Source organism: Nocardioides dubius, from assembly GCF_039528155.1.
GTDB lineage: Bacteria > Actinomycetota > Actinomycetes > Propionibacteriales > Nocardioidaceae > Nocardioides > Nocardioides dubius.
This window is the reverse complement of record NZ_BAAALG010000007.1, coordinates 15,290-27,938: the sequence shown is the minus strand read 5'-3', so window position 1 is coordinate 27,938 and position 12,649 is coordinate 15,290. Positions and strand designations below refer to the sequence as shown.

The window sequence follows — 12,649 nt, the reverse complement described above, 5'->3', positions numbered from 1 at the left end:
GCCCGCCGGCGCCGAGCTGAGTCTCGGCGTCCGGGGCGCGGGAGCGCTGCGCGGGCAGCTGGCGGCGGTCGCCGCGAGCTGGCTGTTGCTGCGCACGGGGGAGCGGGTCTGGGTGGTGCTCACCTCGGCCGTGCTGTGGTGCGACGGTGCTCCCGCGCATGCGGTGGCCGAGGCCGCCTGGCCCCGGACGGCGCGGCTCGGGGTGGGCTCGGTGCTGCGCCGGATGGCCGACGACGACGCCGCGGCGCAGGTGGTGCTCGCCGACGGCACGCGGGTGGAGGGCCACTGGCGGCGGATCGGCAGCGACTTCGCCGAGTTGGCCACGGGGCATCGCCGCGGGCCCCTGCTGGTCCCGTTCGCGGCGATCTCGGCGGTGGCTCAGGTGGCCTCGGAATCGTAGGGCGGCAGCTCGTTGGCGGCCAGGGCGCGGCTCTTGCCGGTCGGACGAGCCTCGTCCTCCTCCTCGTCCATCGCCTCCAGGATGTGCTTGCGCACCAGGGTCCGCGGGTCGAGGTCGCGCAGCTCGAGGTCGGCGTACTCAGGTCCGAGCTCGTTGCGCAGGTCGTCGCGCGCGGAGTTGGCCAGGTTGCGCAGCTGGCGCGCCATCCGGCCGGCCTGGCGAGCAAGGTCGGGCAGCCGGTCCGGCCCGAAGACCAGAACGGCCACCACGGCGATGACCGCCATCTCGGTCAGGCCGACCCCGAACATGGGTCAGAACCTGTTGGCAGGGGTCAGGCCGAGCTGCATGCCGGCCAGGCCTCGGCCGCGACCGGAGATGGTCGAGGCGATCTTGAGGAACTCGGCTCCGGCCGGGCTCTGCGGTGCGGTGGTCACGATCGGTGCGCCCGCGTCGCCGCCCTCGCGCAGAGCGACGTCGATCGGGATGGTGCCGAGCACCGGGACGTCGTAGCCGAAGCGCTGCGACAGGGTCTGCGCGACCCGGGCGCCGCCGCCGCTGCCGAAGATCTCCAGGCGGTGCTCCTTGCCCTCGGCCTCGCAGTGCGGGCAGGGCAGGTAGCTCATGTTCTCCACGACGCCGATCACCCGCTGGTGCATCATCGAGGCCATCGTGCCGGCCCGCTCGGCCACCTCGGCGGCAGCCTCCTGCGGGGTGGTGACCACCACGAACTCGGCGTTGGGCAGGTGCTGGCCCAGCGAGATCGCCATGTCGCCGGTGCCCGGAGGAAGGTCCAGGACCAGAGCGTCGAGGTCGCCCCAGTAGACGTCGGCGAGCATCTGCACCAGGGCCCGGTCGAGCATCGGGCCACGCCAGGCGACGACCTGGTCGCGGCGCGGCTTCAGCATGCCGATCGAGATCACCGAGACGCCGGACTCGGTCGGCACCGGCATGATCAGGTCGTCGACCTGGGTGGGCCGCATGTCGGCCACGCCGAGCATCGCCGGGATCGAGTGGCCGTAGATGTCGGCGTCCACGATGCCGACCTTGAGCCCCTGGCCGGCGAGCGCCAGCGCGAGGTTCACGGTGACCGACGACTTGCCGACGCCCCCCTTGCCGGAGGCGATCGCGTAGACCTTGGTGAGCGATCCCGGCTGCGCGAAGGTGATCTCGCGCTGCGCCTGACCGCCGCGGAGCGTGTCGCGCATCGCGGAGCGCTGCTCGTCGCTCATCACGCCGAGCTGCAGGTCGACACCGGTGACGCCGGCGACCCGGGAGACGGCGGCGGTGACGTCGCGGTTGATCGTGTCCTTGAGCGGGCAGCCGGCCACGGTCAGCAGCACGGTGAGGGAGACGGTGCCGTCGGCGCCGATCTCGACGCGGTCGACCATGCCCAGCTCGGTGATGGGCCGCTTGATCTCGGGGTCGTTCACCGTGGCCAGGGCCGCGTTGACCTGCTCGAGGGTGGGGGTGCTCATGAGCGTCAACTCTACGTCGTGGCGGGTGATCCACCCGATTCGGGCTGATCGGTCTCATCGGCGTGCGCGGCCCGTTCGTCGAGCTCGGCGAGCAGACTGCGCAGCTCCGAGCGCACGAAGTCGCGGGTGGCCACCTCACCGACCGCCATCCGCAGGGACGCGACCTCGCGGGCCAGGAACTCCATGTCGGCGTGCGCGCGGGCGTTCGCCTGGCGGTCCTGCTCGGCGATCACCTTGTCGCGCATCTCCTGCCGGTTCTGCGCGAGCAGGATCAGCGGTGCCGCGTAGGAGGCCTGCAGGCTGAGCATCAGGGTCAGGAAGATGAACGGGTACGGGTCCCACGCCTGGTCGGGCGCGAGCCAGTTCCACAGCACCCAGACCAGCACGAACAGGGTCATGTACAGCAGGAACTTCGCGGTGCCCATGAACCGCGCGAACTGCTCGGCGAAGACGCCGATCGTCTCCGAGTCGTAGCTGGGACGGCGCAACAGCGGCCGGCGCGACTCGCGCGGAACGTCGAGCCGAGGACGTCGGGTCTCAGCCATGCTCACCTCCCGGGCGGTTCGCCTCGCGCCAGTTCTCCGGCAGCATGTGGTCGAGCAGGTCGTCGACGGTGACGGCGCCGAGCAGGCGACCGTCCGGGTCGACGACGGGGGCGGCGACCAGGTTGTAGCGCGCCAGATGCGCGGCCACCTCGTCGATGCCCATCTCGGGGCGCAGCGGGTCCAGGTCGGCGTCCAGGGCGCCGGCCACCAGCGTGGACGGCGGCTCGCGGAGCAGCCGCTGGATGTGCGCGACGCCGAGCAGCCGGCCGGTCGGCGGCTCCAGGGGCGCGCGGCAGACGTAGACCAGGGCCGCCAGCGAGGTGGTAAGGTCGGGGTTGCGCACCCGTGCCAGTGCGTCGGCGATGGTGGCGTCGGGGGAGAGGATCACCGGCTCGATGGCCATCATCGCGCCGGCGGTCTGGTCGGCGTAGGAGAGCAGCCGCTTGACGTCCTCGGCGTCCTCGGGCTCCATCAGCTCGAGCAGCTCGGCGGCGGTCTCCGGCGGGAGGTCCGCGATCAGGTCGGCGGCGTCGTCGGGAGACATCTCCTCCAGGACGTCGGCGGCGCGCTCGGAGTCGAGGTCGCCGAGGATCTCGACCTGGTCCTCCTCGGGCAGCTCCTCCAGGACGTCGGCCAGCCGCTCGTCGTCGAGGGCCGCGACGACCGCGGTGCGGCGGTTCTTCGGCAGGTCGTGGATCAGGTTGGCGGCGTCGGCGGGCCGCATCTCGTTGATCTTGGCCAGCAGCTGGGTGGCGGCCTGGTCGGCGTGCCGGGTGGAGTGGTCCTCGATCTCGGTCCACTCGACCACGTGGGTCTGCCCACGTCGGCGGAAGCCGCGTCCGGGCTCGACCACGGCCACCCGGCTGATCACCCAGTCCCGGTTGCGGGCCTGCTCCATCGCCACGTCGTAGATGGTGCCGCGGACCTCGGTGCCGCGGATGCCGACGGTGCGATCGAGCAGCTCGCCCATCACCAGTGCCTCGGTGGGACGCTGTTCGAAGCGGCGCATGTTCAGCAGGCCGGTGGTGTAGACCTGCCCGCTGTCGAAGTGGGTGATCCGGGTCATCGGCACGAAGATCCGGCGGCGGCCGAAGACCTCCGCCACCAGGCCGAGCACCCGTGGTTGCGTGGCCCCGCTCCACAAGGAGACGACGAGGTCGCGGACCTTGCCGACCTGGTCGCCTTGGGGGTCGAAGATCGGCAGCCCGACCAGGCGGGCCACGAAGACGCGGGAGGGGGTGGAGCTCACAACTCAGAAGGTTATCGGGCCTGCGTGCGCTCCCGGGTGCAGCCGCTCCGGTAGTCTCGGCGCGGTGAGCACGAGGGTCCGCATCGACGACAACGGGATCACCGCACCTGCGGACAAGGAGCTGGTGCTCGACGTCGTCTTCGACGGCCGCCGGATCTGGTCCTTCTGGCTGATTCGCGACGGCGAGTCGCGCGGCCCTGACAGCTTCGTCGAGTGGCCCCCGGCGCTGCGCCGCTTCCTCGACGGCACCGTCGAGATCGGGCTGGTCGAGCACGCCACCGGCGACGTCCTCTTCACCGGCGAGGTCGCGCTGGGCGGCAAGGGCGCCCAACGGATCAAGGTGGAGACCGAGGACGGCAAGCCGCTCGGGCTGGACAAGTCGAACCGGCTCGCGCAGACCTTCGACACCCGCAGCTCCGAGCACGTGGCGCCGCTGCTCGACTCGATCGAGGAGGTGCTCGATGCCCTGCGCAAGGCCGGCATCGACGCCTTCCCGGCCTACGGCACCCTGCTCGGCGCGGTGCGCGGCGGCAAGCTGATCGGTCACGACAGCGACGCCGACATCGGCTACGTCAGCGACCACACCAAGCCGGTCGACGTCGTCCGCGAGTCGTTCCGGCTGCAGCGCCGGCTCAGCGAGATGGGCTACGAGATCACCCGCTACAGCGGTGCGGCCTTCAAGGTCGACGTCGCCGAGGCCGACGGCTCGGTGCGGGGCCTGGACGTCTTCGGCGGGTTCCTCACCGACGACGAGCACCTGGTGCTGATGGGCGAGATCCGCACCCCGTTCAAGCGGGAGTGGATCTTCCCGCTGGGCACCACCACGCTGGAGGGGCGCGAGCTGCCCGCCCCGGCCGATACCGACAAGTTCCTCAGCGCCACCTACGGCCCGAGCTGGCGGGTGCCGGACCCGGCCTACCACTTCGAGACCCCCGAGAGCACGCACCGCCGTCTCAACGGCTGGTTCCGCGGCACCCGGGTGGGTCGCGACAACTGGGACCGGGTCTGGTCCAAGGCCGAGCGCGAGGGCCGCGCCGACCTGACGCCGGACGCGCTCACCCGCTGGGCCGCTGAGAGCCTGGACCGGCCGGCCCAGGTGGTCGACATCGGCTGCGGGAACGGCGCCGCGGTGCATCACTTCGCCCAGCAGGGCGTGCCCGCACTCGGCCTGGACTACTCGCCGCGCAGCTTCGCGCATGCCGCGGCGCTGGCCGAGGAGCAGGGCCTGCCGGCCCGCTACGAGCGGGTCAACCTGCTCGAGCTGCGCCAGACGCTGGCGTGGGCGGCCCGGATCGCTCGCGATCCCGGACCGCGGCTGGTGATCGGTCGCCACTTCCTGGACACCACGACCGTTGCCGGGCGTGAGCACTTCTGGCGGATGGCCGAGATGCTCACCCGTGACGGCGGCCGCACGGTCGTCGAGTTCGTGGTGCCGTCCGAGGGCGCCGAGAAGGTTCGCCTGCTCCGGCCGCTGCGTGCGCAGCGGGTCCGGCGCGAGGTCAAGGAGCGTGGAGCCGACGTGCTCGACGTGACCGAGTACGACACCGACACCAGCGCGGTGCTCGGTGCTGACGCCCCCCGCACCGGTGGGCGCATCCGTGTGTGTCGAATGGTGGTTGAGTGGCCGTGAAGATCAGTGACCTGCGCAGCGTCGTCTCCCGGGGTCGCGCCAAGGTGAAGCAGGCCGGTGGCGCACGGGTCGACATGGTGCGCCTGGCTGCCCGGGTCAGCGAGCTCGAGGCTGAGGTGCAGGAGTGCCGTCAGCTCAACCTGCGCCTGGCCGAGCTGACCGATCTCGTGCAGGAGCTGCTGCTTCCGGTCGCCCAGCGCGACGAGGAGAAGCTCGCCGCGCTGGTCACCAAGTACTCCGACCAGTTGGGCTGACCGGGCGGCGCCTGCGACCGGGCGCCCTCAGCTGCCGGCGCTCGGCACCGGCCGGACGGTCCAGGACAGATCCTGCTTCCATCCTGTCGAGCTGCCCGGCACCGACGGCAGCCGCAGCGCGCTGGTGACCACGTTGGCCAGCGAGGCGTTGCGGATCGTCGGCGTCGACCAGCCGAGCTGGTCGGCCGAGGCGGTCAGCTGCGGGTTGAGGGCGAAGAGGTCCGAGCCGGCCGGAATGCCGAGGCTCGGACCCCAGACGATGAACGGCACGGTGTGGTTCGCGCGGCTCTTCGCGTTGCTGTGCGAGCGTCCGCTGCCTCCGTTGCTGGAGGTGAGCACGACCAGCGTGCTGCCGCGCAGTGCGGAGCGGCTCGAGACCAGCGAGATGATCCGGCCGACCCGGCGGTCGGCGTCGATCAGGGCGGTGCGGTAGCGCTTGCTGGTGAAGCCGTACTTGTGGCCGGCGGTGTCCGGACCGGTCAGCTGCAGGTAGGTCAGCTGCGCCGGCGAGCCGGAGAGCTTGGCGCGGGCGGCCTTGATCAGCTTGTCGGGCTTGGCGCTGTAGGTGCGCACGTTGAACTTGTTGCGCCCGGCGTCCAGGCCCTGGGGGTCGCTGCCGCCGCTCTTCGCGCCCCAGGAGGCGAGCAGCCGGTACCCGGCCGCCGAGTCGGTGTAGGCGGCGGTGGAGCGGCCGTTGTTGCGGGCGATGTCGAAGATGCTGGAGGTGTAGCGTCCCGCCGCGCCGTGCACGGTGCTCTTCAGCTTCTCGGCGCGAACCCCGTGGCCGCCGGAGGAGGCGGAGACCCGGCGTCCGGTCACGATCGAGGCCTGGTTGGCCAGGGTGGCGGTGGACTCGGTGGCGGTGTGGGCACGCATCGTCGAGGCGCCGCCGGCGACCATCCGGTTGAGGTGCGGCATCTTGGCGCCCATCTTCTTGATCATCCCGGGGCGCAGGCCCTCGACCGAGATCGCCACGACCCGCCGGATCGGCGTGCTCTGCAGGCGGATCGGCGCGACGTTGACGTCGCTGATCACCAGCGGGTGGTCGGTGGCCTTGGCGACGAGCGCGGTGCGCAGTCGCTGGTGGCCGGAGAAGGAGACGTCCTTGGTGCCGAAGACCCAGTCGACGCCGATCGGCTTGGGCGGCGCGCACTTGCCGGCGGAGGTGATCCCGCCCGGCCCGGCGGCCTGCACCGAGGCGCTCTTGGCGACGTCGCAGAAGTAGTTGCTGGTCTCGTTCATGTCGCCGGTCATGAAGACCGGGATCGAGGGCTCCGCAGCGCGGAGGCTCTTGATCAGCTTGATCTGCAGGGCGCGCGCCTCGTTGCGGTGCTGCTGGGGGATGCCCTGCTTGCGGTCCTTCGCGGTGAACCCGCCGAGGTAGTCGGCGGCGTTGTGGAAGTTGCTGACCCAGACCTGCTGTCCGGTGGTGAGCCGCTGCAGCTTGATCACCGGCATCTGGATCCGGCTGACCACCCGCTGGCCGTTGACGTTCTTGAAGCCGTAGGGGATCGACTGGGTGCGGGCCTCGACGAGCTGCCACTCGCTCTTGCGCCAGATGATCGAGTTGTGCATCGGGGCCGAGGAGGCGCCGAAGGTGGCGCCGGGATAGATCCCGTAGGTGTCACCGGTGCGGCGCAGCAGCTCCTGGTACTGCGGCGCCTGGAACTCCTGGAGCCCGGCCACGCTGAGGTTGTACTGCTGCAGCAGCTGGACGGTGTAGCCCATCCGCACCGCGGACTTCTCGAAGCCCTTGCGGCCGGATCCGTTGTCGGTGTGGCCGGCGCCCAGGATGTTGAAGGAGGCGATCCGGAACTGGGTGGCCGTGTCGGCCGGGGTGGTCACGTTCTCCTTGGCGCCCGCACTCGGCGCGGTCGCGCTCAGGCCGACTGCCAGCGTCAGCGCGGCCGCGGCGGCCAGCCAGCGCCGGGTGCGGCGCGCGCCAGGCAGGTGCGCGGTGCTCGGGGAGGTGGACAGGCGCATCAGATGACTCCAGACAACGGTGACCGTGCTGCGGACGCGCCCCAGTGTAGGTGCAGAAGTGGCGTGTGTGACAGGTGAGTCGTCAGAAACTTGGCGTCCGCTGCGTGTCGAAGCGGGGAAACGGGGTTTCGATCGGTAAAGTGCCTCGGTCTATGACTACGTTCCGGGGATCAAGCTCAAAGGGTGAAGATGGCTGAGCGTCTCGTACTCCACATCGGTGCGATGAAGACCGGCACGACCTTCCTGCAGTCGGTCTTCAACACGAATGCGGCGCCGCTGGCCGAGGCCGGCGTGCGCTTCCTCGGTGGCCGGTTCGGCGTCCAGTCGCTCGCGGTGCGCGACGTCCTGAACCTGCCCAAGAAGCCCAAGGCCAACCGCAAGCGGTGGAACGCGCTCCTCGCCGAGCTCGACGACCCGGCGGTGCGCACCGGCGTCGTCTCGATGGAGTTCCTGAGCTTCGCGCGGGCCCGGCACCTGGCGGCGTTCTTCGAGCCGCTGGCCGACGTCGAGGTCGAGGTCGTGCTCACCGTGCGCGACATGTTCCGGGTGATCCCGGCGCAGTGGCAGACCTACGTGCGCAACTTCGGCACCGACGACTGGTCGCGCTACCAGCGCCGGATCGTGCCCAGCCTGCTCAACCGCCGCGGCGGACAGGCCGCGCACACGTTCCACCGCGCCCAGGACATCGAGACGATCCTGGAGCGCTGGCGCACCGTGGTCCCGGCCGACCGCATCCACCTGGTCACGGTTCCCGGCCCTGAAGCACCGCGCGACCTGCTCTGGCGACGCTTCCTGGAGGCGGCGAACCTGCCCCCGATCGAGGTGGACCTCTCGCAGACCAAGGACAACTCCTCGGTCGGCTACGCCAGCTGCGACTTCCTGCGCCGGGTCAACGACGACCTCAGCGACGTGCGACCGGTCAGCTACCGCCACCACATGCGCCCCCTGATCAACCAGGCGCTGGCGCCGTTGCGGGCGAGCGAGGGCAAGCCGGCGCTGGACCGCCGCACCGCCCGCTATGCGGCGCGCCGCAACGCGGAGCTGCGCGCGCTGCTCGGCGACGGGCCGCACCGTTGGGTCGGCGACCTGGTGGATCTGCCGGACCTCGCCTCGGACGCCGAGGTGCCCCGGCACAGCGCGGCCCCCGACCTCGACGAGGTCCGGCGCTCGGCCGAGGCGGCCTGGGCGTTCTGCACCGGCGGAGAGCCGGTGCCGGCCGGGCTGGCGCTCGACGACCTCGTGCACGCGACGGCGCATCGGATGCGCCAGGCCTACCAGTGGACGTGATCCGATGACGCGACGGCTCTACCTGCACATCGGTCTGCTCAAGACCGGCACCACGTTCCTCCAGGACGGCCTGTGGATGCACAAGGAGGAGCTGGGACGCCGTGGCGTGCTGGTGCCGGGGCGTCATCGCCGCCGGCACCTGATCGCCTCCCTCGACCTGCGTGACGACCCCAAGCTCGCGCGCCGGGCCGGCGACGTCTCCACCCCCTGGCAGGACCTCGTCGACGAGGCGAGGGAGTGGGACGGTCACGCGGCCGTGATCAGCCACGAGTTCTTCGCTCCCGCCGCGGTGGAGCACATCCAGCGGGCGGCAGACTCGGTGGGCGAGCTGGAGCTGCACGTGGTGATCACCGCGCGGGTGCTCACCGAGCTGGCGCCGTCGCTGTGGCAGGAGTGGGTCAAGAACGGCGGGCAGCGGGGGATCGAGGGATTCCCCGGCAAGGCCGCCTTCGATCCGCACGACGAATGGGGCTGGGCGGCCTTCGACCTGGCCGACGTCCTGGAGCGCTGGTCGCAGGTGGTGCCTGCGGAGCGGATCCACATCCTGCCGATGCGCGCAGGGGCCGGCCGGACCGCCGACATCTGGGAGCGGTTCCTGGAGATGCTGGACGTCGCCCCGGCGGAGCTGCCCGCGCCCGAGGAGGCGGTCAACGTCAGCCTCGGGGTGGTCGAGATCGAGGCGCTGCGCCGGATCAACATGCGGCTGGAGGACTTCGACACCGCGGGCGACCGGAGCCGGTGGATCAGGACCTATCTGGCCAGCACGGTGATGCCGAACGAGCGCGAGCGGTTCCGGCCGAGCGAGAAGCGCTGGAACCGGCTGGTCGCCAAGGCGCAGCATGCGGTGCAGATCCTCGAGGGCGCCGACTACGACGTCCGCGGCGACCTCGCCGACCTGGTGCCCGAGGTGGCCCTGCCTGACCTGCGGCATCCCCGCGACGTCACCGAGGGCGAGATGCTCGCGGTGACAACTCAGACTATCGCCACAATGCTCACCGACGTCCGCGAACGCAACCGCGAGCGCTTTGGTCTCTGGGACCAAATCGCCGAGCAGTCGATACCGCCCCTGCATGTAAGGTGCTGGCGAAGGCTGATCAGATTCGGGAAGGATCGGACGTGAAGTTCATCGCCGTGGGGGCAACGGTGGCGACGATGGTCATGACGGGGGCACTGTCGATTCCGGCACAGGCCGACGTCACCCAGACCGGCGTGACGGCGGCAGCCGCCAGCGCACCCGCCGTCAAGGCGGCACCTGTCGCTGCCAAGAAGAAGAAGAAGAAGTGGGAGCCGCCCACGGGCGCGTTCTTCAACATCCCGCGAGGCACCGACCTCGCCCAGCAGTGGACGATCGAGCGGCAGATCGTCGCCGCGATCAACCACACGCCGAAGGGCGAGTACATCCGGATCTCGGTCTTCTCCTTCGACCGGATGCCGGTCGCGGACGCACTGATCCGGGCCCGCAAGCGTGGCGTGCGCGTGCAGATCCTGATGAACAACCATCAGCAGAACTCCGCGATGTACAAGATGTACAAGCAGATCGGGAAGTCGCGCAAGAAGCGCAACTTCGCCTACCGGTGCACCTTCGGCTGCCGCAGCGGCTTCGAGAACCTGCACTCCAAGTTCTTCTTGTTCAGCAAGACCGGCGGCGCTGAGAACGTCACGATGCTGGGCTCCACCAACCTGACCGCCAACGCCGCGATCAACCAGTGGAACGACCTCTACGTGATGAAGGACAACGCGACGGTGCACAAGCACTTCGTCACGCTGTTCAACCAGATGCGCAAGGACAAGAAGGTCAAGAACCCCTATTACAAGGTCGACCTGGGCAAGCGCTACCAGCTCCAGGTGATGCCGTTCAACGGGTTCAACAAGCGCAACGACCCGATGATGAAGGTGCTCAACCGGGTCAAGTGCACCGGTGCCTACGGTGCGCCGGCCGGCGTGAAGGGCCGGACCATGATCCGGATCCACATGCACGCCTGGCACACCAAGCGCGGCGAGTGGCTGGCGGCCAAGACCCGCGACCTCTACGCGCAGGGATGCGACGTCAAGGTCATGTACGGCATGGCCAGCGCGCCGGTGCGCAAGATCTTCGCGACCAAGACCAAGCGCGGTGCCTTGCCGGTGCACATCAACGGCTACGACACCGACCTCGACGAGCTGATCGACCTCTACGGCCACGAGAAGATGCTCACCATCGCCGGCAACTGGAACGGCGACACCAAGGCCCGCTACACCTGGACCGGCTCCAGCAACTGGGCCAACTCCGGGATGCGCGGCGATGAGCTGATCTTCCGGATCAAGGGCGACGGCGTGCTCCGGACGTACCACAAGAACTTCAACTACATCTGGAAGTACCGCTCGCACCTGGCGAAGTACATCGACTACGGCCGCAACTCCACGCTCTCCAACGGCACCAACCTGCGGATGGCGCCGCAGCAGCAGGAGACGTTCCCGAAGCCGGGCGGCCCGGCCTGGGAAGAGGGCTGATCGGTCCCGAGGCGCTGTCTCCCCACGACCCTCCGTTCGAGTGTGGCTTGTCTCACTTGGGCGGGGGGTCGTGCGCATCGGTTAACCATCACTAACATTCCGTGAAGCGACCACCTGTGACCGCGCGGGTGAGATGAGGAAGGTGTCCGATGGGCAGACTGTGCCAGACCGAGGGGCTGACCGACATTCAGGAGGAGATCCTGAAGACGGTGCGACAGTTCGTCGAGGAGAAGATCATTCCGGTCGCCCAGGAGCTGGAGCACGCCGACGAGTACCCGACCGAGATCGTCGAGGGGCTCAAGGAGCTCGGCATCTTCGGCATCATGATCCCGGAGGAGTACGGCGGCCTCGGCGAGTCCCTGCTCACCTACGCGCTCTGCGTGGAGGAGATCGCTCGCGGCTGGATGAGCGTCTCGGGTGTCATCAACACCCACTTCATCGTGGCCTACATGCTGATGAAGCACGGCACCGAGGAGCAGAAGCAGAAGTACCTGCCGCGGATGGCCACCGGCGAGGTGCGCGGCGCGTTCTCGATGTCGGAGCCGGGCCTGGGCTCGGACGTCTCCGCCGTGGCGACGAAGGCCGTCAAGAACGACGACGGCTCGTATGCGATCACCGGCCAGAAGATGTGGCTGACCAACGGTGGCTCCTCGACCCTGGTCGCCGTGCTCACCAAGACCGACGAGGGCGCCTCCTCGGTCTACAAGAACATGACCACCTTCCTGGTCGAGAAGACCCCCGGCTTCGGTGAGGTCGCCCAGGGCATCACGGTGCCGGGCAAGATCGAGAAGATGGGCTACAAGGGCATCGACACCACGGAGATGATCTTCGAGGGTCACCAGATCGCCGCCGAGCAGATCCTGGGCGGGGAGCCGGGCAAGGGCTTCTTCCAGATGATGGACGGCGTCGAGGTCGGCCGGGTCAACGTGGCGGCGCGCGCCTGCGGCCTGGCCTGGCGGGGCTTCGAGCTCGGCATCTCCTACGCCCAGCAGCGACACACCTTCGGCAAGCCGATCGCCGAGCACCAGGCGGTGCTGTTCCGGATCGCCGAGATGGCCACCAAGGTCGAGACCGCGCACAACATGATGGTCCGCGCCGCCCGGCTCAAGGACACCGGTCGCCGGATGGACGTCGAGGCCGGCATGGCCAAGATGGTCGCCTCCGAGTACGCCAACGAGGTCGTCGAGGACTCCTTCCGGATCCACGGCGGCTACGGCTACTCCAAGGAGTACGAGATCGAGCGGATCATGCGCGAGGTCAAGTTCATGCTGATCGGCGAGGGCACCAGCGACATCCAGAAGATGATCATCGGCAAGTCCCTGCTCAAGGACTACCA

At 69.5% G+C, this 12,649-nt stretch carries 12 protein-coding genes; 7 read left to right on the top strand and 5 right to left on the bottom strand.

The window, feature by feature from the left end; all coding sequences use genetic code 11:
* Window positions 1-400 (top strand): hypothetical protein (locus ABD151_RS08940; protein ID WP_343993457.1); only part of this gene is annotated, 400 nt, incomplete at its 5' end.
* Here the strand turns inward: ABD151_RS08940 and ABD151_RS08935 are convergent.
* The 4 genes from ABD151_RS08935 to ABD151_RS08920 are packed head-to-tail and all read right to left on the bottom strand — an operon-like array spanning window position 379 to window position 3,669.
* The gene (locus ABD151_RS08935; RefSeq protein WP_343993455.1) at window positions 379-708 is read right to left on the bottom strand and encodes a sec-independent translocase; all 330 of its coding nucleotides are present in this window, start codon (window positions 706-708) and stop codon (window positions 379-381) included. The two genes, ABD151_RS08940 and ABD151_RS08935, sit on opposite strands and share 22 nt — an antisense overlap.
* Window positions 709-711: 3 nt before the next feature.
* A complete protein-coding gene (locus tag ABD151_RS08930) occupies window positions 712-1,875 on the bottom strand; it encodes an Mrp/NBP35 family ATP-binding protein (RefSeq protein ID WP_343993453.1) in 1,164 nt (387 codons plus the stop codon).
* Between the two features lie 11 nt (window positions 1,876-1,886).
* On the bottom strand, window positions 1,887-2,420 hold the full coding sequence (locus ABD151_RS08925) for a DUF1003 domain-containing protein (RefSeq protein ID WP_343993451.1): 534 nt from the start codon (window positions 2,418-2,420) through the stop codon (window positions 1,887-1,889).
* Entirely contained in the window at window positions 2,413-3,669 is a 1,257-nt protein-coding gene (locus ABD151_RS08920) for a magnesium transporter MgtE N-terminal domain-containing protein (RefSeq protein WP_343993449.1), read from the bottom strand. The genes ABD151_RS08925 and ABD151_RS08920 overlap by 8 nt, the downstream gene beginning before the upstream one ends.
* A 64-nt stretch (window positions 3,670-3,733) precedes the next feature.
* Here ABD151_RS08920 and ABD151_RS08915 point away from each other — a divergent pair, with 64 nt between their 5' ends.
* The gene (locus tag ABD151_RS08915; protein ID WP_343993447.1) at window positions 3,734-5,299 is read left to right on the top strand and encodes a methyltransferase domain-containing protein; all 1,566 of its coding nucleotides are present in this window, start codon (window positions 3,734-3,736) and stop codon (window positions 5,297-5,299) included.
* Window positions 5,296-5,553, top strand: a complete 258-nt coding sequence (locus tag ABD151_RS08910) for a DUF6752 domain-containing protein (protein WP_343993445.1) — start codon at window positions 5,296-5,298, stop codon at window positions 5,551-5,553. Before ABD151_RS08915 ends, ABD151_RS08910 begins: the two co-directional genes overlap by 4 nt.
* A gap of 27 nt (window positions 5,554-5,580) precedes the next feature.
* On the opposite strand, the gene ABD151_RS08905 is transcribed toward ABD151_RS08910, so the two are convergent.
* On the bottom strand, window positions 5,581-7,536 hold the full coding sequence (locus ABD151_RS08905) for an alkaline phosphatase family protein (RefSeq protein WP_343993443.1): 1,956 nt from the start codon (window positions 7,534-7,536) through the stop codon (window positions 5,581-5,583).
* Between the two features lie 189 nt (window positions 7,537-7,725).
* Between ABD151_RS08905 and ABD151_RS08900 the strand changes: the two genes are divergently transcribed.
* From ABD151_RS08900 to ABD151_RS08885, 4 genes are all read left to right on the top strand, one after another.
* The gene (locus ABD151_RS08900; protein WP_343993441.1) at window positions 7,726-8,823 is read left to right on the top strand and encodes a hypothetical protein; all 1,098 of its coding nucleotides are present in this window, start codon (window positions 7,726-7,728) and stop codon (window positions 8,821-8,823) included.
* Between the two features lie 4 nt (window positions 8,824-8,827).
* On the top strand, window positions 8,828-9,943 hold the full coding sequence (locus tag ABD151_RS08895) for a hypothetical protein (protein ID WP_343993439.1): 1,116 nt from the start codon (window positions 8,828-8,830) through the stop codon (window positions 9,941-9,943).
* Complete coding sequence (locus ABD151_RS08890; RefSeq protein ID WP_343993437.1) at window positions 9,940-11,313, top strand: phospholipase D-like domain-containing protein; 1,374 nt, start codon at window positions 9,940-9,942, stop codon at window positions 11,311-11,313. The genes ABD151_RS08895 and ABD151_RS08890 overlap by 4 nt, the downstream gene beginning before the upstream one ends.
* A 149-nt stretch (window positions 11,314-11,462) precedes the next feature.
* The coding region (locus ABD151_RS08885; RefSeq protein ID WP_343993435.1) for an acyl-CoA dehydrogenase family protein at window positions 11,463-12,649 on the top strand (1,187 nt) is incomplete at its 3' end.